Annotated in this window: 18 protein-coding genes and 3 pseudogenes; 8 read left to right on the top strand and 13 right to left on the bottom strand. The window is 71.0% G+C overall.

Going from position 1 to position 18,931, the window contains the following annotated elements; genetic code table 11:
- Positions 1–271: 271 nt before the first annotated feature.
- The 3 genes from ACF088_RS05295 to ACF088_RS05285 all read right to left on the bottom strand — a co-directional run bounded on the left by ACF088_RS05295 (position 272) and on the right by ACF088_RS05285 (position 2,400).
- Complete coding sequence (locus ACF088_RS05295) at positions 272–1,501, bottom strand: serine hydrolase domain-containing protein (RefSeq protein WP_392374060.1); 1,230 nt, start codon at positions 1,499–1,501, stop codon at positions 272–274.
- 177 nt (positions 1,502–1,678) lie between these two features.
- Complete coding sequence (locus tag ACF088_RS05290) at positions 1,679–2,068, bottom strand: DUF1048 domain-containing protein (RefSeq protein WP_392374059.1); 390 nt, start codon at positions 2,066–2,068, stop codon at positions 1,679–1,681.
- Positions 2,069–2,070: 2 nt separating this feature from the next.
- Positions 2,071–2,400, bottom strand: a complete 330-nt coding sequence (locus ACF088_RS05285) for a PadR family transcriptional regulator (RefSeq protein WP_392374058.1) — start codon at positions 2,398–2,400, stop codon at positions 2,071–2,073.
- A gap of 402 nt (positions 2,401–2,802) precedes the next feature.
- Here ACF088_RS05285 and ACF088_RS05280 point away from each other — a divergent pair, with 402 nt between their 5' ends.
- A complete protein-coding gene (locus ACF088_RS05280) occupies positions 2,803–3,279 on the top strand; it encodes an Lrp/AsnC family transcriptional regulator (protein WP_392374057.1) in 477 nt (158 codons plus the stop codon).
- Between the two features lie 26 nt (positions 3,280–3,305).
- A complete protein-coding gene (locus ACF088_RS05275; RefSeq protein WP_392374056.1) occupies positions 3,306–4,028 on the top strand; it encodes an HAD family hydrolase in 723 nt (240 codons plus the stop codon).
- 10 nt (positions 4,029–4,038) lie between these two features.
- Here the strand turns inward: ACF088_RS05275 and ACF088_RS05270 are convergent, their stop codons facing one another.
- Both ACF088_RS05270 and ACF088_RS05265 read right to left on the bottom strand, forming a co-directional pair.
- A complete protein-coding gene (locus ACF088_RS05270; RefSeq protein ID WP_392374055.1) occupies positions 4,039–5,118 on the bottom strand; it encodes a sugar ABC transporter substrate-binding protein in 1,080 nt (359 codons plus the stop codon).
- A 623-nt stretch (positions 5,119–5,741) separates the two neighbouring features.
- Positions 5,742–6,581, bottom strand: a complete 840-nt coding sequence (locus ACF088_RS05265; RefSeq protein ID WP_392374054.1) for an SDR family oxidoreductase — start codon at positions 6,579–6,581, stop codon at positions 5,742–5,744.
- Between the two features lie 98 nt (positions 6,582–6,679).
- On the opposite strand from ACF088_RS05265, the gene ACF088_RS05260 reads away from it, so the two are divergent.
- Positions 6,680–7,141: a MarR family winged helix-turn-helix transcriptional regulator gene (locus ACF088_RS05260; RefSeq protein ID WP_392374053.1), complete on the top strand. Its 462-nt coding sequence runs from the start codon at positions 6,680–6,682 to the stop codon at positions 7,139–7,141.
- 216 nt (positions 7,142–7,357) lie between these two features.
- Here the strand turns inward: ACF088_RS05260 and ACF088_RS05255 are convergent, their stop codons facing one another.
- The gene (locus tag ACF088_RS05255) at positions 7,358–8,521 is read right to left on the bottom strand and encodes a PucR family transcriptional regulator (protein WP_392374052.1); all 1,164 of its coding nucleotides are present in this window, start codon (positions 8,519–8,521) and stop codon (positions 7,358–7,360) included.
- 115 nt (positions 8,522–8,636) lie between these two features.
- Here ACF088_RS05255 and ACF088_RS05250 point away from each other — a divergent pair, with 115 nt between their 5' ends.
- From ACF088_RS05250 to ACF088_RS05230, 5 genes and pseudogenes are all read left to right on the top strand, one after another.
- On the top strand, positions 8,637–9,806 hold the full coding sequence (locus tag ACF088_RS05250) for a lactate 2-monooxygenase (RefSeq protein ID WP_392374051.1): 1,170 nt from the start codon (positions 8,637–8,639) through the stop codon (positions 9,804–9,806).
- On the top strand, positions 9,803–10,816 hold the full coding sequence (locus tag ACF088_RS05245) for a 2-hydroxyacid dehydrogenase (RefSeq protein WP_392374050.1): 1,014 nt from the start codon (positions 9,803–9,805) through the stop codon (positions 10,814–10,816). Before ACF088_RS05250 ends, ACF088_RS05245 begins: the two co-directional genes overlap by 4 nt.
- 274 nt (positions 10,817–11,090) lie before the next feature.
- Positions 11,091–12,128 (top strand): annotated as a pseudogene (locus ACF088_RS05240) (UDP-N-acetylmuramate dehydrogenase); the annotation flags it as partial.
- Between the two features lie 54 nt (positions 12,129–12,182).
- Positions 12,183–12,521, top strand: a pseudogene (locus ACF088_RS05235) (lantibiotic dehydratase); the annotation flags it as partial.
- Positions 12,518–12,916, top strand: a pseudogene (locus ACF088_RS05230) (lantibiotic dehydratase); the annotation flags it as partial. The pseudogenes ACF088_RS05235 and ACF088_RS05230, both read left to right, overlap by 4 nt.
- A 137-nt stretch (positions 12,917–13,053) precedes the next feature.
- Here the strand turns inward: ACF088_RS05230 and ACF088_RS05225 are convergent.
- The 7 genes from ACF088_RS05225 to ACF088_RS05195 form a co-directional block, all read right to left on the bottom strand.
- On the bottom strand, positions 13,054–13,347 hold the full coding sequence (locus ACF088_RS05225; RefSeq protein WP_392374049.1) for an acylphosphatase: 294 nt from the start codon (positions 13,345–13,347) through the stop codon (positions 13,054–13,056).
- Between the two features lie 62 nt (positions 13,348–13,409).
- Positions 13,410–14,186, bottom strand: coding sequence for a DUF72 domain-containing protein (locus ACF088_RS05220; RefSeq protein WP_392374048.1), 777 nt, complete (start codon positions 14,184–14,186; stop codon positions 13,410–13,412).
- 63 nt (positions 14,187–14,249) lie between these two features.
- On the bottom strand, positions 14,250–15,626 hold the full coding sequence (locus ACF088_RS05215) for a mannosyltransferase family protein (RefSeq protein ID WP_392374047.1): 1,377 nt from the start codon (positions 15,624–15,626) through the stop codon (positions 14,250–14,252).
- A 76-nt stretch (positions 15,627–15,702) separates the two neighbouring features.
- On the bottom strand, positions 15,703–16,158 hold the full coding sequence (locus tag ACF088_RS05210) for a hypothetical protein (RefSeq protein WP_392374046.1): 456 nt from the start codon (positions 16,156–16,158) through the stop codon (positions 15,703–15,705).
- Positions 16,151–16,648 carry a SigE family RNA polymerase sigma factor gene (locus ACF088_RS05205; RefSeq protein ID WP_392374045.1) on the bottom strand — a complete coding sequence of 166 codons (498 nt, stop codon included), beginning with the start codon at positions 16,646–16,648 and terminating at the stop codon, positions 16,151–16,153. Before ACF088_RS05205 ends, ACF088_RS05210 begins: the two co-directional genes overlap by 8 nt.
- Before the next feature lie 295 nt (positions 16,649–16,943).
- Positions 16,944–17,627 (bottom strand): hypothetical protein, encoded by a 684-nt coding sequence (locus ACF088_RS05200; RefSeq protein ID WP_392374044.1) that lies wholly within the window; start codon positions 17,625–17,627, stop codon positions 16,944–16,946.
- Positions 17,628–17,760: 133 nt separating this feature from the next.
- A complete protein-coding gene (locus ACF088_RS05195; protein WP_392374043.1) occupies positions 17,761–18,918 on the bottom strand; it encodes an XdhC family protein in 1,158 nt (385 codons plus the stop codon).
- Between the last annotated feature and the right edge of the window lie 13 nt (positions 18,919–18,931).

Below are 18,931 nucleotides of genomic sequence, written 5' to 3'. Positions count from 1 at the left end.
TGTGCCATTGGTACAGCCCTACGCGCTCACCCGGGGCCAGGAGGGGGCCATTGGGCGGGATCGGGGCGACAAGCCCGGCCGCCGGCGCTCGCCCCGGTCCCGACCCCGGAAGCCGCCGTGCCGTGCCGTGGCATGGGTGGCGTGGCACGGACCAGCAGCTGCGAGTGCCGGAGAATTGATGGTTCACCAGGCCAGGGGCTGACCATCGGGTGCCGTGGGTTGAGGGCGGGCCTACCGGGCCCGGGCCCGGGCCCGGGGCCCGGGCCCGGCGTCAGTCGTCGATGGCCTGGTAGAGCGTGGTCCAGAAGTCGTGGATGGCCCGCGCCGAATCCGGGGTGGACATCCCGGTCTGGGTGAGCAGGATGCCGACGACTTGGTTGTCCGGGTCGGCGTATGTAGTGGTGCCGGTTCCGCCGTCCCAGCCGAACTGGCCGATGGGCGCGAAGTCACCACGGTAGGTGCGCACCGCCATCCCGAAGCCCCAGCCGCCGTGCTGCCCCTGGCCGTGTGAGAGATGGACGACGCTGCGGGCCCAGCCTTCCAGGGCGGCTCGCTGCTCGGGCGTGAGGCGGTTGGTGGTCATCAGCTCAACGGAGGGCCGGGACAGGATCCGTTGGGTCCCGTGCATCCCGTGGTTGAGCAGCATCTGAAAGTAGGCGTGATAGTCGTCGACGGTTGAGTCGAGTCCGCCGCCCGACTCGAACGCCGGGGGCTTGCTGTGGTGTCCCCCTTCGACCTCGTCCGCCACGAGGAACTCCCCGGTCTGCGGATCGGGGGCGTACAGGGGCGGCAGCCGGTCGATCTTGTCGGCGGGTACGTGGAAACCGGTGTCCTTCATGCCCAGCGGATCGAAGATGCGTTCGCGCAGGAACGTCTCGAACGACTGGCCGGTGACCCTGGCCACGAGCACGCCGAGCACGTCATTGCTGACGTGGTACAGCCACCGCTCTCCGGGCTGGTACATCAGCGGAAGCGTGCCAAGGCGGCGCATCCACTCGTCCGGCTCCGATGCCGGCAGCAACCATTCCCGGCCGTAAACCCCCTGCTCGAAGAACGCGCCCATGACCGAAGAGGTCGGCGCCGTCATATCCAGTCCGAGCCCGAACGTGGAGGTGAGCAGGTCCCGTACGGTGATCGGACGCCGCGCCGGCACGGTGTCGTCCAGCGGGCCGTCGGGCCGCTTCAGCACCTGTCGGTCGGCGAGTTCCGGCAGCCACGGCTCGACCGGGTCGTCCAGCCGCAGCCTGCATTCGTCGAGCAGGACCATCGCCGCCGCCATCGCGACCGGCTTGGTCGTCGAGGCCATCCGGAAGATGGTGTCCCGGCGCATCGGCACGCCACCGCCATGGCGCATCGTCCCCATCGCTTCGACGTGCGTCTCACCGCCCCGGCTGACCAGGGCGACGAGCCCGGGAATCTTCCCTGACTCGACATGCCGCGCCAGTACGTCGCGCAGTCTGCGTAACCCTGCTTCGGAGAAGCCGCTGCTGCCTTTTCCCATCATGAATGTCCTTACCTCTGGCGTTCGATAACGGCTCCGACGCCGGCCGTCGCCGATGTGGACGTCGCCGCTGACACGCGGCGGGAAGGAGCCGGCCGGGCATGGCCCCGTGGCCGCCTGGTGCCGGCAGCCGATGAAAGTGGCGCTCGGCGCCGGGCACAATGCGCCGTGCCGCTGTCAGACCGTCTTGCCTTCTTCCACGGTGTCCTCGCCGGCGGCGCGTGTGATGGCGTCGGTCAGCTGCTTCCGCGCACGGGTGGGGACATAGCCACCCTCCGAGTAGTTCCGGACGAACGCCTCGACGAACTCCGCCGGGTCCTCTCCGACGATCCCGCGGATCGGCGTTCCGTCCGCCGCGGCCTGTTCGAACAGGTCGGCGAGGTCTTCGAACATCGACGCACTGCTGTCACCGTCGGTCGGCGCGAAGTGCATCAGGTACCGCTGGATCGCCTCCACCGCCGTGCGGTAGTTCTCGGGAAGCTGCTTCACGCGCGCCTTGTACTGCCGCCACCGCCGCTTGGGACCGATCATCTTGGTGAGGAAGCCACCTTTTTCAGCGTCGGACATGGTCATCTGCCTCCTTCGCGGAGCTGTTCGAGCCGTTCCGCGAGGAAGCTCCAGGTCCTCCAGAACTCTTCGAGATGTTCCCGTCCCTGAACGTTGAGGGAGTACACCTTGCGCGGCGGCCCCTTCTCGGACGGGACCTTCGCCACGTCGACGAAGCCGCGCTGCTCGATCCTGACGAGCAGCGCGTAGATGGTGCCTTCGGCAATGTCAGAGAAGCCCTGATCCCGCAGCCACGCCGTGATCTCGTAGCCGTAGGCGGGCCGGCGGGACAGGATCGCGAGGACGATGCCCTCCAGCGTTCCCTTGAGCATCTCCGTCACCTGCTTGCCCATGGAACAACACCCTCCTTCCGCCTATTCAGTGTCGCTGACTACCGGTACAAAGTAACACCGACTACCGGTAGCTAGCAACACCGAATAGCTGACGTGCCGGGCCGGGCCGCAAGCGCGTGTCGGCGGGCGGCCGACCTCGCGGATCCGGCCCGATACAGGGCGAACGCAGGCCGGCAGGCCGCCGGAGGCGAAGGCCGGAGGCCCCCCGTAGGCGAAGGCCGGAGGTCCCCCGTAGGCGAAGGCCGGAGGTCCACAGCAGCCAAGGCGGGAGGGGCCGCGGCGGCGAAGGAAGCGCACCGACCGCGGGCGCAGCTGGCTCGCCCGGCACTGCCTTCACCGGACCCTGGGTACAGTCACGACTCCCCAGGAAGCCCGCCGCCCTCGTGAGGAGGCCGTTGCACCATGCCCGTGGATGCCCTCGACGCCAAGATCCTTCGGCTGCTGCTGGAGCAGCCGCGCACCAGTGTGCGGGAGTACGCACGCCTCCTCGGGGTCGCCCGGGGAACCGTGCAGGCGCGCCTGGACCGCCTCGAACGGGACGGCGTGATCACCGCCTACAGCCCTCGACTGTCCCCCGCCGCGCTCGGCCATCCCGTTCTCGCCTTCGTCCACATCGAGGTCACCCAGGGCCACCTGGAGGAGGTGGCCGACGCGCTGGCGGAGGTCCCGCAGATCATCGAGGCGTTCTCGACGACCGGCGGCGGCGATCTGCTCACCCGGGTGGTGGCACGGGACGCGGAGCATCTGGAGGATGTGATCCAGCGGCTGATCAGCCTGCCGGGCGTGGTCCGCACCCGTACGGAGGTGGCGCTGCGCGAGCGGGTGCCGCATCGCATGCTGCCGCTGGTCGAGGCGGTGGGCACCGCCGGATCGCCTTGAGCCGGCCGCTTGGCATGCTGGTGGATATGACCACCTCCGCCGCCTCCCCGGTCACGCCTGCCCCACCCGCTCCGGTGATCTTCGATCTCGACGGCACGCTGGTGGACAGCGAGCCGAACTACTACGAGGCGGGGCGCCGGCTGCTGGCCGGGTACGGCGTGCCGGACTTCAGCTGGGAGCAGCACACCCGCTTCATCGGCATCGGCACCCGCGAGACCCTGGAGATCCTCAGCCGGGAGTTCGGCATCGACGCGCCGCTCGAAGAGCTGCTGGCCGGCAAGAACCGTACCTATCTGGAGCTGGCCCGGGCGCACACCGAGGTCTTCCCCGAGATGCGCGCGTTCGTGGAGCTGCTGTCGGCGGCCGGGCATCCGATGGCCGTGGCGTCCGGCTCGTCCCGGGCCGCGATCGAGGCGGTGCTGGCCGGCACCGGGCTCGATGCGCTGCTGACCACCGTGGTGTCCGCGGAGGAGGTGGCGCACGGCAAGCCCGAGCCGGATGTGTTCCTGGAGGCGGCGCGCCGGCTGGGCGTCGATCCCGCCCGCTGTGTGGTGCTGGAGGACGCGGCGCCCGGTGCGCGCGCGGCACACCGGGCGGGAATGCGGTGCATCGCCGTCCCGTATGTGGCCGCCACCGCCGACGACCCGGCGTTCGCGAGCGCCGGGCTGCTGTTCAAGGGCGGTCAGGGGGAATTCACGGCGCGGGCCGCGTACGACTGGCTCGGGGAGCCGGTCCGCTCTTCCCCCTGACCGGGGGTGGTCACTCCAGGTCGAGGGACTTGCATTCGGCGGCAAGACCGTCGCAGAGCAGGTCGATGCGGACGGCGCCGTCGCGGACGACGGTGTCCTTCATATTCTTCCGGGTGACCATCTGTGCCTTGAACAACTGGGCGGGGATACCGGACTTGCTCTTGCTGTCGGCGGTGGCCGACGTCAGGGACTTGATGCTCTTGCCCCGCAGCAGGCGGAAGGCGATTTCGGCGGCGGTTTCGGCCTCCGGCCTGACTTCCTTGTAAATGGTGAACGTCTGGGTACCGGCTACCAGCCGCTGCAGCGCGGGAAGTTCGGCGTCCTGGCCACCGACCGGCACATTCTTGATACCGGCCGACTTGAGCGCCGCGGCGATACCGCCCGCCATACCGTCATTGGCCGAGTAGACCGCGTCAAAACCCTCCGCGCCATGGGCGTCGATGAAGTCGCCCATCTCCTTCTTGGCCGCCGCCGCGGACCAGTCGGGGATGTCCTTCTCGTAGACGATCTTATGGACCTTGCCGTCGAGGACGGCATGGGCGCCCTTCTTGTAGGACGGTGCATTCGGGTCGGTCGGAGAGCCGTTCATCATGACGACGTCGGACGTGGCCGCCTGGGAACCGAGGGCGGCAAGAATCCCCTGCCCCTGGAGCCGGCCTATCTTCTCGTTGTCGTAGGAGACATACGCCGCGACATCGCCCTCGGCGAGCCGGTCGTACGCGATGACCTTGACGCCCTTCTTGGCGGCCGAGTCCACCCAGCTCTTGGCCGCCGCGGCGTCGACCGGGTCCAGAATGATGACCTTGACGCCCTTCTTCACCAGGGCTTCGAACTGTCTCTTCTGGGCATCGACCTGCTGCTCGGCATTGTGGTAGTCGACTGTGCAGTCGAGGCAGAGGGACGCAACGCGCGACGAGATAATGCGGCGGTCGAACTTCTCGTACCGGGCCGCTTTGCTCTCTGGGAGGAGCAGCCCAATGGAGTCCTTGCCGGCACCGGCATCCTGATGATCGCTTCCACAGGCCGCCAAGGGCGCTGCCAGCGAAAGCGCCATCGCGCCGGTGAGAGCGCGCCGCATTATTGCATTCATTCCCGGTACCTCCAAAGGGGCCGCCTGACCGACCCATGAACGGCTGAAGTGAACGTCATCTTCGGCCCTACCGTCAAGAATCGAAGCAATAACGATATGGAAGGGAGCTGTGATTTGACTCTCTGAACCCCTGTCAGGCGGCGGACATCCCGGACAGTACCGAAACGGTCAATTCATTCCGGAACGCGCCGTAACGCTCCGGTTCCAACGCTCTCACTTCGGCCGCACGAAGCGGCGGAAGTCGGGTTCCGCAGCGCCGGCCGACGCGTCAACCAGGCGTTATCCGAATGGAGTTGACCGACCGCACCGGGCTTCGGTGCACAGGCGAACGCGGACGCACCCTTTCACCGCGCACACCGGGCCGTGAGCGGAGAGAAAAAATAGATGCTGCACGCAGCCTTTCCGGGGCGCCATCGAGCCGAACGGGAAGTGGTCAAGACCAATCTGCGACGGGCCCGCGACGTCCGGGCGGGAAGCACGCCGAAACCTTTCCGCCGAACAGCTGAATACCACAACCGAAATGGGGAATCCCTGGGAATCTCTTTAGCTTAATTTTTTGCGCCCGGGCCCTCTTTCACCAAGAGAACCCGGGCCACGGCCATCGAGGAATCGCTCGCGCCGGGTCAGCCCACCCAGCCGCCGGTGAGGCCGAGCACCGCCGAGCCGTCCAGGTCGGCGAGCTTGGTGCCGGTGAAGCCGCGCGCCCAGTCCGACGTCTGGAGACGGAACGCGGGCCGGTCCGCGGTGAGCGCCTCCAGTACGGCGTCGGCGGCCTCGGCCGGGGTCTGCGCACTGCCGGCGAACTGCGCGGCGGTGCGGTCCAGGTAGGCCTGCAGCGCGTCCGCATAGGGGCCCGCGGCGGCGACCTCGCCCTCCCGGTCGACCCCGATGTTGTTGACGAATTCGGTCGCCACCGCGCCGGGCTCCACGACGGAGACCGTCACCCCGGCCTTCGCGGCCACCGGCGCCAGGCTCTCCATGTAGCCCTCGACGGCGAACTTGGCGGCGCAGTAGGCCTCGTTGAAGGGCTGCCCGATGACCCCGCCGACGCTGGTGACGGTGATCAGACGGCCGCCAGAGGCGCGCAGATGAGGCAGCGCCGCCTTCGAGACATGAAGCACACCGAAGAAGTTGACCTCCATCACCGCGCGCACCTCGGCGACGGACTCGTTCTCCAGCGTGCCGAGGTGCCCGGCACCCGCATTGTTGATCACGGCGTCGAGCCGGCCGTGATCGGCGATCACCCCGTCGACCGCGGCGGCGACGGACGCCTCGTCGGTGACATCGAGCTGCCGCACATCGAGCTCCACCCCCGCTTCCCCGGCCGCCTTGCGCAGGGCATCGGCGCGGCCGGTGTCGCGCAGCGTGGCCACGACCTGCCAGCCGGCCCGAGCCGCGGCGACAGCGGCAGCCAGGCCGATGCCGGAGGAGGTGCCGGTGATCAGAACAACCTTGGAGGACATGGCCAACCTTTCGGCCCCGTGCAACGGAGCAATTTAAGTGCGTGTACACACACCATAGGCATTATGTGTGCACACACGCAACCGGTAGCCTTTGCGGCATGGCGACAAGGAAGCTCACCCAGGCCGAGATGCCCGTGGCCGACCACGCTTTCTACGGGCTGGTCTGGGCCGGCACCGTCCTCACCGAACGCGTGGACCGCGCCCTGGTCAAGGCCCACGATCTACCGGTCTCCTGGTTCGAGGTGATGCTCTGGCTCGCCTCCAGCCCGGACCCGGTCCCGGCCTCCGTGCTCGGCAACAGCACCATGCTCAGCCGCAGCCAGGTCTCCCGCGTCGTGGACGCCCTCCAAAGCCGCGGGCTGGTCACCCGCACCCCCTCCGCACATGACGCTCGCTCCGTCGAGGTGTCCCTCACCCCGGAAGGCCGCCGGCTCTTCGAAGAGGCCGACGCCACCCGCCGCTCCTGTCTGGCCCCGGTGTTCACCGATCTCCTCGACCAGGACGACCTCGAAGCGCTGAGCACGGTGTGGCGGAAGCTGAAGGCCAACAAGGACGGCTGAGGAGCACCGGGGGGGACCGAGGACTCTCGGGACGACCGGGCACCGCTGAGGACTACCGGGGACTACCGGGGACAGCTCACGGGGGCCGACCGAGGGCACCTGGGGACAGCCGACGGGGGCGACCGGGGGCCCTGAGGACCGCCGGGAACGGACGGGGACTCCACGGGACTGCCTCACGGATCACCGACGGGGCCGGCAGCGGCACCGCCGGCCCCCTCAGTGCGCGATCGTCCGGGCGATGTCCAGGGTGAGCCGCTGCCAGGGGTCACGCGGATCCCGTGTCGTGAGGTCACGGATCCGGCGCAGCCGGTAGCGCAGCGACTGCGGGTGCAGGCCGAGCCTTCGGGCGGCGGCGTTCGCGGAGCCCGTGTCGAGGTAGGTGGTGAGCGCGTCCATGAGATGCCGACGGCCTGGCTGGAGGAGAGGGCCGAGGATCAGGCGGCTGATCTGTTCGGGAGTGCCGGCGGGCCGCCCGCCCAGGAGCGCCAGCACCTGGGCGTCGCCGTCCGTCAAGACCCGCTCGGGGTGGTGGGCGTGTGCGGGTGCCGTGTCCAGCGCGTCGGCCGCGAGACGGTAGGCGACGGCGATCCGGTCCAGGCTCTCCCCCGAGATGGCACAGCCCCGCAGACCCCGTTCGCCCAGGGCCCGGGGCGCGGACGCACCGGCCGCGGCGGGTAGCAGCAGGACGGCGCGCGAGCCCCGGACCGTCGTCAGCGCGGTGGTGTCGCCGCCCTGGCCGTCGGGCGAGGCGAGGAGCCCGACGGCCGCCTCCTGCGTCATGCCCGTGCCGTCCGCGCCTGCGGGCTCCGCCACCAAGAGGCAGTAGGGGTCCGGGAGTTGTCTGCCCAGCCGGGCGGCCCGGTCGGTCAGCGCGCCGATGGAGGCGTGCCGTCCCGCGATCAGGTCGTCGAGAAGCAGGCGCAGCGCCCGGTCGCGGTCCGCGGTGAGATCCTCGCTGGTGGCGGTGTAGGCGGTGGCCATCTCCTCGGAGAGGGTGTCCAGGGTGGTCAGTGCCATCCGCGCGAGCGCGAAGGCGTCCGGTGCCCCCGGTGGGGGCGTCGCGGCCGCAACCTCGTCCGTCATCACCGTCGCCGCGACCCGGTAGGCCCTCAGGACCGCCTGCATCGGGCGGCCGTCCGCGGCCCGGGCCGCAGCGATCCCACGGAACCGGCGGAGGTCGGCCGGGGTGAGTGCGCCGTCGGTGACCCAGAGAAGGAGCAATCGGTCCAGCGCCCAGGCGGCGATGGCCCGCACCTCGTGGAGGCGGCTGTCATCGAGGGCGGCATAGGCCGGGACCTGCTCGCGCACGGCGGTGACGATCGTGGCGACCACCCTGGGGTCGGCGATCAGCCGCTGCCGGATGCGCTCCCGTTCCTTCATCACAGGGTGATGATTCCACCCGCGTGTTGTGCGCACCGCGGTGGACGGGTGTTGTCACTGTCGCCAGGATCTCGGGTGAGCACGCAGTCTCAGCGACGAGAGGCGGGACATACGGATGGCGAAGCACTGGGCGGACTTCCAGTACGAGATCTATCTCCACGGCATGACAGGGGCCGTACCGCGGCTGCCGACCGATCTGACGCGGCTGGAGGAGCTGGCCGAGCGGCGCCTGGGTCCCGGCCCGGTCGGCTATGTGGCCGGCAGCGCGGGCACCGGCAGCACCGCCGACGCCAACCGGGCGGCGCTGCACCGTCATCGGATCGTCCCGCGGATGCTGCGCGAGGTGCACGAACGCGATCTGTCCGTGGAGGTGTGCGGCCGGGCGCTGCCCGCGCCGCTCGCACTGGCGCCGGTGGGCGTGCTGTCGATCATGCATCCCGACGCCGAGCCCGGCGCCGCCCGCGCCGCCGCGGCCCAGGGCGTGCCGTACATCCTGTCCTCCGCCTCCAGCACCCCCATGGAAGAGGTCGCCGAGGCGATGGGCGACGGGGAACGGTGGTTCCAGCTCTACTGGGCCAAGGACCGCGAGGTCACCAGGAGCTTTCTGCACCGGGCGAAAGCGGCCGGGTACACCGCCCTGTTCGTCACCCTCGACACCCCGCTCCTCGCCTGGCGGCCGCGCGATCTCGACCAGGCGTATCTGCCGTTTCTGCACGGCGTGGGCACCGCCAACTACTTCACCGATCCCGCGTTTTGTGCGGGGCTCGCCAAGCCGGTGCACGAGGACCCGAACGCGGCCGTGATGCACTTCCTGGGGATGTTCGCCGACCCCGCCAAGACTTGGCCGGACCTGGCGTTCCTGCGGGAGAACTGGGACGGCCCGATCGTGCTCAAGGGCATCCTGCACCCTCAGGACGCCCTGCGGGCCGCCGAGGCCGGGATGGACGGTGTGGTCGTCTCCAACCACGGCGGCCGCCAGGTGGCGGGCTCCGTCGCCGCCGCCGATGCGCTGCCCCGCGTCGTGGAAGCGGCGGCCGACCGGCTCACCGTGCTCTTCGACAGCGGCATCCGCACGGGTGACGACATCTTCAAGGCGCTGGCCCTGGGCGCGAGGTCGGTGCTGGTGGGGCGCCCCTACGCCTATGGGCTCGGCCTCGACGGGCAGGCGGGCGTCGAGCACGTCATCCGCTGTCTGCTCGCCGAGTTCGAGCTGACCCTCGCCCTGTCCGGGCACTCCCGCCCGGCCACGCTGACCGCCGACGACCTCATCAAGGAATCCGCATGACCACCTCGCCGGAGTCGTCCTCCACCACACCGCCGCACCCCGTGCGCAACGTCCTCGCGGTCGTCTCGCCGCATGTCGGCGGCCGCGCCGCCGGAGCCGCGCTGGCCGGTCTCTTTCCCGGGCAGGCCCGGGTCACCGTCGTCGAGACGACCGACGAGGACCCGGCGGCGCTGCGCGAGGCCCATCTCCTGATCACCGGCCTGGGCCCGGTCACCGCCGGACATCTCGCCGCGGCGCCGGACCTGGAGCTCGTCCAGTGCGCCAGTCACGGCTTCGACTACGTCGACCTGGACGCGGCCCGCGAACGGGGGATCCCGGTCTGCAACATCGGCTCCAGCGGCGCGGAGAAGCAGAACGTCGCCGAGCAGACCTTCGCCCTGATGCTCGCCCTGGCCAAGCAGCTGGTCCCGGCCCATACGGCGCTCGCCGAGGCCGACTGGGCACTGCCGCGCCTGCAGCAGTCCATCACCGAGCTGTCCGGCAAGACCCTCGGCATCATCGGCCTCGGCCACATCGGCGAGGAAGTCGCCCGCCGCGCCCTCGCGTTCGACATGGACCTCGTCTACGCCGGGCCCAAGCCGGTCGCCCCGGAGACCGAGGCCCGCCTCGGTGGTGCCCGTCATCTCGGTCTCGACGAACTGCTGCGCACCTCCGACTACATCACCCTGCACGCCCCGCTCACCGAGCGGACCCGCCATCTGCTCGACGCGGAGCGCCTGGCGCTCCTCAAGCCCACCGCCTTTGTGATCAACACCGCCCGCGGCGCCCTGATCGACCAGGACGCTCTGGCGGACGCCCTGGCCGCCGGCACCCTCGCCGGCGCCGGTATCGACGTCTTCGATCCCGAACCGCCCACGGCGGCCCTGCGTCTGCTCAAGGCCCCGAACGTGGTGCTCTCCCCGCACGTCGCGGGAGTCACCCGCGAGACGCTGGTCCGCATCGCGCTGGCCGCCGTACAGAATGTCCTCGGCCACCTGGAGGGCAAGCCGCTGCGGGACATCGTCTCGTAACGCCGCGCCGAGCTGCCGCCCACCGGTGCCGGCCGCTGCCGCGCTCGTGCGGGAGCGGCCGGCACCGGGGCTGCTCTCCGCCTCGCCCCTGCCTTCCCCTGGCTCGCGCACACCGCCCTGCCCTCATTCCGGCCAATGTTCGGCGCATCGGTGCGGTACCGGTCCGGCTCCGTTGTGATCACCATGGACAGCGTCCCGCCGATCACCCCGTCCGGCCGGTCCGGTTCCTCACCCGCGGCGGCCCCTCCGGACCCGGAACGGCAGCCAGGAGAAACAGGAACACATGCGAGTCACTCACGAGGCCCCGCTCGCCCCGATGACCACGCTGGGCATCGGCGGACCGGGGGCGGCCCTCATCGAGCTGTCCGACCCCGCGGACTTCCCCGAGTTCGTGGCGCTGGCCGGCTCCTTCCCCGGCGAGCCCGTCTGCCTGGGCGAAGGAAGCAACGTCCTGGTCGGCGACGCCGGATGCGACAGCGCCGTGCTGCGGATGAGCACCAAGGGCGTACGCATCGCCGGGAGCACCGCCGACGGGCGGGTGCTGGTCGAGGTCCAGGCCGGTCATCCGCTCGCCGAACTGGTCGACACCACCGTCGCCGAAGGCCTGACCGGTATGGAGATGCTGGTGGGCATCCCCGGGACCTCCGGTGCCACACCCGTCCAGAATGTCGGCGCCTACGGTCAGGAAACCGCCGACACCTTGGTGGAAGTGACGGCATGGGACTGGACGTGGCGCCGCAAGGTGACCATCGATGCGGCGGCCTGCGGCCTGGGTCACCGCACCAGCGTCTTCAAACGCTCGCGCCGATGGACCGTGCTGAGCCTGGTGTTCGCGCTGCGCCGGTCCGAGCTGAGCGCGCCAGTCACCTACCGGACGGTCGCCGCCGAACTCGATGTACCGGTCGGGAGCAGGGTGCCACTGGACGAGGTGGCCCAGGCGGTGCTCACCGTCCGGAAGAGCAAGGGCATGGTGCTGGGATGCAGCGGCACCGACGACCGCTCGGTCGGCAGTGTGTTCCTCAGCCCCGAGATCTCCCCCGCCCAGGCCGACGACCTGCGGGCGCGCCGGGCACCGGTGAACCGATTCCCCGACGGCTCGATACGGGTAAGTGCGAGCTGGCTCATCCGGCAGGCCGGATTCGAGCTGCGTCGGCCGGTCGTCACCGGCGTGCGGATTTCCTCCCTGCACTACACCCTGGTCGCCGAGGAGGGTGCGAGCGCCGCCGGTTTCCGCCAGGCCATCGACATCGTGCTCCAGGAGGTCCTGCGCCGTACCGGAGTGCGGCTCACCTCTGAAGTCGACTTCCTCTGAATCAGCCGCCCTCTCCGGGAATGAGGCAACGCCCGCCACCCGCAGCTCGTCCGCGCTCACTTCCTGCTCAGCGAACCGACCCCGCCGCCCGACTGCACCACCCCGCTCGACCACGTCTGCGACCGACTGAACGGAGTCGACCATCCGACGGCTCGTCAGCCGCACGCCATCAGGACCGAGTTGCGCTCCTTGGACGCCGCGCCACCGGACTCCCGGCGCGCCCTGCTGACCGCGGTCTGCGAGCGGATGCGGGCGGATGCGGGCGGATGCGGGCGGATGCGGGCGGTACAGCCTGCCGCGGACGTCCTCCAGGCGGATCTGGCGCCGGACGTACGGCTGACCCTGCCGCATGACGTGGCCCGGGAAGCGGAGCGCGCCGCGACGGTGCTGTGGCGGACGACGACCGGTCGGCCGGCCGGGTCCGGGATCTGGCCCGGCACACCGAACGCACCGCACCGCAGGACGAGATCCCGGCGTGTGTCGCCTACCGGCCCAGGGTGGCCCGTTCCGGCAATGTGTCCGCCGTCCCGCAGTGGCTGTCCCGTCGTCTCCCCCTGGGCGTCGGCCCCGCCGTGGCGAAGACCGCACACGATCTGCGCCTGGAGAACCTGCCGGTGTACGCGGACGCGGACCGCCTCCGGCTCGCCGACACCTCGACCGGCCGAAGGGTGCGGCTGCTGTCGTACTCGATGCTCCACCCCAGCAGCGGCCATCTTCCGTACGTGGCCCGGTTCCTGCTCGAACTCGGGCAGGAGGGGCAGGCCTTCTGCGCACCGTGGAGCTGGGGCAGCTCCCGGACGTACCGGATTATGGGCGGCCGCGGACGCCCTCGCCCGGGAACTCATGGCAGAGTTCGACGAACGAACTCCCGTCGGCTACCTCCAAGATCTGCCGCCCGGGCTGAAGGCGTGGCCAGGGGGTGTGGTCACCCTCCCTGGAACCCGCCGGGCGTCGGCCGGATCTCGAAGCCCGTGAGCCCCTGCGGCTCTTCTTCATGGACGGACACGGTGTTGACGGTCGCCATGGGAGGCCCCTCGTATGCCCAGTCCACCAGTTCCCGTACGCGCTCCGGCTCCCCCTCGAACACGGCCTCCACCGTCCCGTCGGACAGGTTGCGTACCCAGCCGGCCGTTGCGTGCTCGCCGGCCAATCGCCGGCAGGTGTCACGGAAGAACACCCCCTGCACGTCTCCGGAGACCACCACCCGTCTGCGGATCATCCGTGCCTCACCTCGTTCGCTCGCCCCGGTGGTACGAGCGCAGATATATCCCGCCCCCGCGGTCAGCGGGCGGAGCCACGCCCGGACGGCGTACGGCTCACGGAGCGTCCGGTGGCCGACGCGGCGCGGGCGAAGTGGACGGCGTCGAGGACGGCGGCCCCGCCCGTGTCGTTGTTGAAGTAGGTGTAGACGTCGGCCGCCCGGTCCGGCCAGGTCTCGGCGATCCGTCGTGCCCAGGTGGTGAGCGCCTGCCCGCCGTAGCGGGGCCCGGGTTGCGCACGGCCCCCGTGGAAGCGCAGATACCCCCAGTCGGCGGTGCGCCAGAGGGGCGTCACGGGCCGGGAGCCCCGGTCCGCCCAGCACAGCGCGGCGCCCCGGCGCTCCAGCACGGCGCGGATCTCCGGGTCCCACCACGAGGTGTGGCGGGGTTCGACCGCCACTCGGGTACCGGCGGGGAAGCAGCCGAGGCAGGCATCCAGCAGCCCGGCGTCCGCGTGCAGCGTGGGTGGCAGTTGGAGCAGGACGGGCCCGAGCCGGGAGCCCAGGGCGGCGGCGCGCGACATCAGCCGTCCGACCGGCTCCTGCGGCTCCCGCAGCCGCTTGATGTGCGTCAGATAGCGGCTCGCCTTGACGGCCATCACGAACCCCTCGGGAGTGCGTTCCCGCCAGTCGGCGAAGGTCTTCTCCTCGGGCAGCCGGTAGAAAGCGGCATTGCTTTCGACGGTGGCGAACTGCCGCGCGTACTCCTCCAGCCACAGCCGCTGCGGCTGGTCTTGCGGGTAGAGGACGCCGCGCCAGTCCTTGTACTGCCAGCCGGACGTTCCCACGAGGACGGTCATGACCGGATCCCTGCCCGGTCCGGGGCAGCGGCTATCAGCCGGCGCTCACCGGACGGGGTTGCGTCACCCGGCCCACCGCCCGGACAGGAAGGTGAGGGCGAAGACCGTCATCAGCGGCGCCGCGAGGCAGACGTACACGGTTTTCACCCGCGGAGTGCGCAAGCTCCATCCGGCCAGGAGGACCCACAGGGGCCACCACAGGAGGGTGGCGCGGGGGATGGAGGTGTACCAGTACGAGGTGCCCAGGGCCCACAGGCTGAGGCCGACGTAGACGGCCTCCGGCCAGCGGCGCCGCCGGACCAGCACCCCGACGACCAGCAGGCCGACGACCATGGCGAGGAGCTCGGCCTGGGACATCAGGGCGTACCCGGTGGGCAGTGACTCGGCGAAGGCCGCATGCCAGGTGTTCTTCCAGGCTTCCCAGGGGGCGTGGAAGTCGCGGTACCAGCCGCGTTCTTCGGCGTGCTTCCAGGCCATCCAGTCGCCGGTGTGGATCCGGAGATACCCGCTGTAGACGACGGGCGGCAGTGCGGGAAGCGCCAGCCACGGCAGTGCGCGCCACTCCCGGCGGGTGCGGACGGTGACGGCGAAGTGAACGGCGAGGGCGGCGGCGAGGAAGAGGCCGCTGACACGGACGGCGGTGGCCAGAGCGGCCAGGACGGCCGCCGCGGGCCAGTTCTGCCGCTGCGCGGCGAGCCAGGCGGGCAGGGCGAGCGCGAGGAAGAGCGCTTCGGTGTACCCCGCCGCCAGGAATATCGCGCACGGTGAGAGCAGCAGGAAGAGGACGGCGCGCCGGCCGGCGTCCTCGTCGGGCAGGTGCAGCCGGGCGACCCGGGCGAGAGCCAGGACGGCAACGGCGCCGGAGACGAAGGAGATCAGCAGGCCTGCGGTGGCCCAGTGCGGGACGACGGTGTGGACGGCCCGCAGGAGGAGCGGGAAGCCGGGGAAGAAGGCTTCTCTGTTGTCCCAGCCGTTCATCCACGGTCCGGCCTCGCCGGGGAAGTAGCCCTCGCGGGCGATGTGCAGGAAGTGGCCCCAGTCCCATCGCTGCCACGGCGCGAGGAAGGCGGCGGCGTGATGGGTCGTGGGGTCGTCGGGAAACAGCCACCGCGTGCAGTAGGCGGTGGTCCAGATCCCGGCCCGGGTCAGCAGATACAGCCACAGCACCTCACGGTCGGCAGGCCCGGGGACATGGCGTCGTCGGCGGGATTCCGGCCCCCGCGGGCGGGTGGGACGAGAGCGGGCGGCCGGGCCGGCGCCGCCTGCGGTGGCGCCCGGGGCCGCCGTCGCACCCGGGGCCGCCGTCGCGCCCGGGATCGTCGTGCCGCCCGGGGCCGCCGTGCCGACGGTGTGCGCCGGCGCCGAGGGGGCCCGTGGTCCGGCAACAGGGCTGGTGGCCGGCGGATGCGTCCGGCGCAGGCGGGGCGACAAGGCGGGCATAGCGGGATCTCCTGCGGTGGCTTCGGGCGTGCGGGACCGCCCGGCGGCCGGACCGCCGGGTCGGGGTGCAGAGGGGTCAGCGCGGTGGCGCGGTGGACGGAGGGGACGTGCCGTGCGTGGCGGTGGCGGACGCCCCCGGGGCTCCCTGGCCGGTCCGGGGCGGCGCGGTGGCGGGCGGCGCGGTGGCGGGCGGTGTGCCCGGTGCGGTCCGGCCGGGAAGGGGAGCACCGGTCGCCGACGACGTGCTGCGGGGCGACGTCGGTACGGGCTTCGGGGTGGGACTCGGCCGGGAGGGAGACGGGGTGACGGCCGGAACACCGGTACTCGGGTGGCCGGGCAGCAGTACGGCCGCGGCCGCACCGGTACCGGCGAAAACCAGGCAGGCGCCGACGGCCAGCGTGGCGATCCGGCGACGGCGCAGCCGCTCCCCGCGCCGGGTGACGAGCGCGACCGGTGCACAGCGCGCACGGGACTGCCCGGTGGAGGCCGCTTCCTGGAACAACGACCGCAGCAGGTCATCGGGTTCAGGCACCGGGTGCCTCCTCAATACGCGGGTCCTGCAGACGAAGGGAGAGTGCCGTCCGGCCCCTGACCAGATGGGTCTTGACGGTGCTGGCGGACAGCCCGGTCTCGACGGCGATCTGCGCCACGGTCAGGTCACACACGTAATGCAGCGTCATGGTCCGCCGCTGATGGGCGGGCAGCTGCCGCAGCGCCTCGACCAATGCCACCGACTCGGGCCCGGGGCCCTCGACATGCGGCGGGGCGCCGCTGCGCTGCCAGGCGTCCGCGGCGCGGCGCCGTACGCGCCACCGGCTCACCGCCAGGCGCCACGCGACCGTACGGATCCAGGCCTCGGGCTGACCGTTCCGGTCGAGCTGACGCCGCCGGCTCCAACCCCTGGCGAACGCCTCCTGCACCACGTCCTGCGCCTCGTGCTGATCGCCGAGCATCACGTAGAGCTGACCGGTCAGCCGTGTGACCGTCTGCGCGTAAAACTCTTCGAACTCCTCGACGGTCAACAGCCACTCCCCGGTTTCTTTTCGGTCTCCCCCCCGCATACGCCTGGCGCACGGCATCCGGTCGACACACCACGCAAAGTTCCAGGGTGACGGTCATCACAGCCCGTGGCGCACCGGCACCCGCGGCACCGCCGGCTCACGCACCCACCGGTTCCCCGGCACGCCGAGCGGACGGAGCGAGGCTCTGGCTCTGCCCGGCGGGGCGGGGTGCAGCGGGGCAGGGCGCGGCGCGGCAGGGCGGGGCGGGGCGCGGCGGGGCGGGGCGCGGCGGGGCGGGGCGCGGCGGCGCACCGGCTCAGAACTGAGCGAACGCGCACAGCCGCTCCGCCGGCGGAAACCGCCCATCCGCGGGGAGCTGGCCGATGAAGACCCGGGCTTCCTCGGCCCCGTAAAAAGAGACGGGTTCCGGCCCCTGACCGAGCAGGAGGGCATTGCCGCCACGGCGCCATCCCGCATACCGCCGGCCCGTCGGCTGCTCCGAGGACTCCACGGTCACGTCCAGCTCGGGAGGCCCGAGCAGCCGGGCGAACTGGTCGACGGCGGCTGAAAGGTGGGCATGGAACTCTGCATGCCCGGCGCCCAACTGGCTGCTCCAACCCGGCAGTTTGCCCCACTCGTCATCCGTGAACGCGAGGTCGGCGCCCACGTCGTACTTGACGCAGAAGGGCATCACAAAGCTGTGGTCACCCTCGTAGATGTGGTGGCCGAAGCCCGTGACGCACCGGGCCATGAACGACAGCTCGGTCTCGGCATCGTCCGACCATCCCAGCTGCCGCATCGCCTCTTCGGAGACCTCCCACCAGTCCTCCGCCTCCCACCGAACATCCGCAAGACCCACGATCTGCGCAACCAGCTCCGGCGCAAGGGGACAGACGGCCACATAGTCGTCGACACCACTCCCCTCGGCCTCACCGGTCACCTCACTTGTCACCTCGCCCTTCACCTCACCCTCCTCGTACGCACTCGCCTGCTCCGACATCACTCCGGCTCTCCCCCCTGTGCGGACAGACCATCCTCGCCGAGGGCAGCTCCACTGAGGCCACCCGGCCCCGGAACCGCCAGGGTCCGCGACACCCTCGGCACCGCACACGCCTAACCCACGCCCCCCGGCGTCATGCGACCACCCGCACTCCGGCCAACCCGCTTCCCTCCTCCCTCGCCTCCTGGTGAATCGGTGTCCGGGAGCCGGTCAGCGGAGCACCCGTGCCACCATGGCGTGCCGCGACGATCTCGGCGGCGATGGACAGTGCGGTCTCCTCAGGGGTGCGGGCGCCGAGGTCGAGGCCGATCGGGGAGCGAAGGCGGGCCAGTTCGGGGGCGGTGACGCCGACTTCGCGGAGTCTGCGGTTGCGGTCCTCGTGGGTGCGGCGTGAGCCCATTGCGCCGATGAAGGCGACCGGCAGCCGCAAGGCCTCCTGCAGCAGGGGGATGTCGAATTTGGCGTCGTGGGTGAGCACGCACAGGACCGTGCGGCCGTCGGTCTCGGTGCGTTGGAGGTAGCGGTGCGGCCAGTCGACCACGATGTCGTCGGCCTCCGGGAAGCGGGCCCGGGTGGCGAAAACGGGGCGGGCGTCGCACACGGTCACGTGGTAGCCGAGGAACTTGCCCGTACGGACCAGCGCCGCGGCGAAGTCGATGGCGCCGAAGACGATCATGCGGGGCGGCGGCACGCTCGATTCGACGAACAGGGTCAGGTCGGCCGCGCAGCGCGATCCGCTCTCCGAGACCGCGAACGTACCGGTGCGCCCCGTGTCCAGCATGGCGCGGCTCTCCGCCACCGCCACACGGTCCAGCTCCGGATGCCCCTCGAGTCCCCCTTCGTAGGAGCCGTCGGGGCGTATGAGCAGTGCTCTGCCGAGCAGTCCGGCCGGTCCCCGGGCCACACGGGCGACCGCCGCCGGTTCCCCCCGGGCGGCGGCCGCCAGCGCCGCGGCGAACACCTTCCTGCCCGGTGTGTCCGCCCACACCGGCGTCACCAGGACCTCGATCTCCCCGCCGCAGGTCAGTCCCACCGCGAAGGCGTCCTCGGCGCTGTAGCCGAACTGCTCCAGGACCGTCGCGCCGTCCTGGAGTGCCTGGGTGCACAGGTCGTACACCGCTGCTTCCACGCACCCCCCGGAGACCGATCCGATGGCCACACCCCGGCTGTCGACGGCGAGGGCAGCGCCCGGGCTGCGCGGCGCGCTGCCGGCGACGGCCACAACGGTGGCGACGGCGAAGTCCCGCCCCTCCGCCATCCATCGGTTCAACTCGTCGGCGATGTCAAGCATCTCGGTTCTCCTC

The organism is Streptomyces sp. NPDC015125, from assembly GCF_043080045.1.
Classification (GTDB): Bacteria; Actinomycetota; Actinomycetes; order Streptomycetales; family Streptomycetaceae; genus Streptomyces.
Note: the sequence above shows the minus strand (reverse complement) of the source record. Positions and strands in the feature narration are given on the sequence as shown.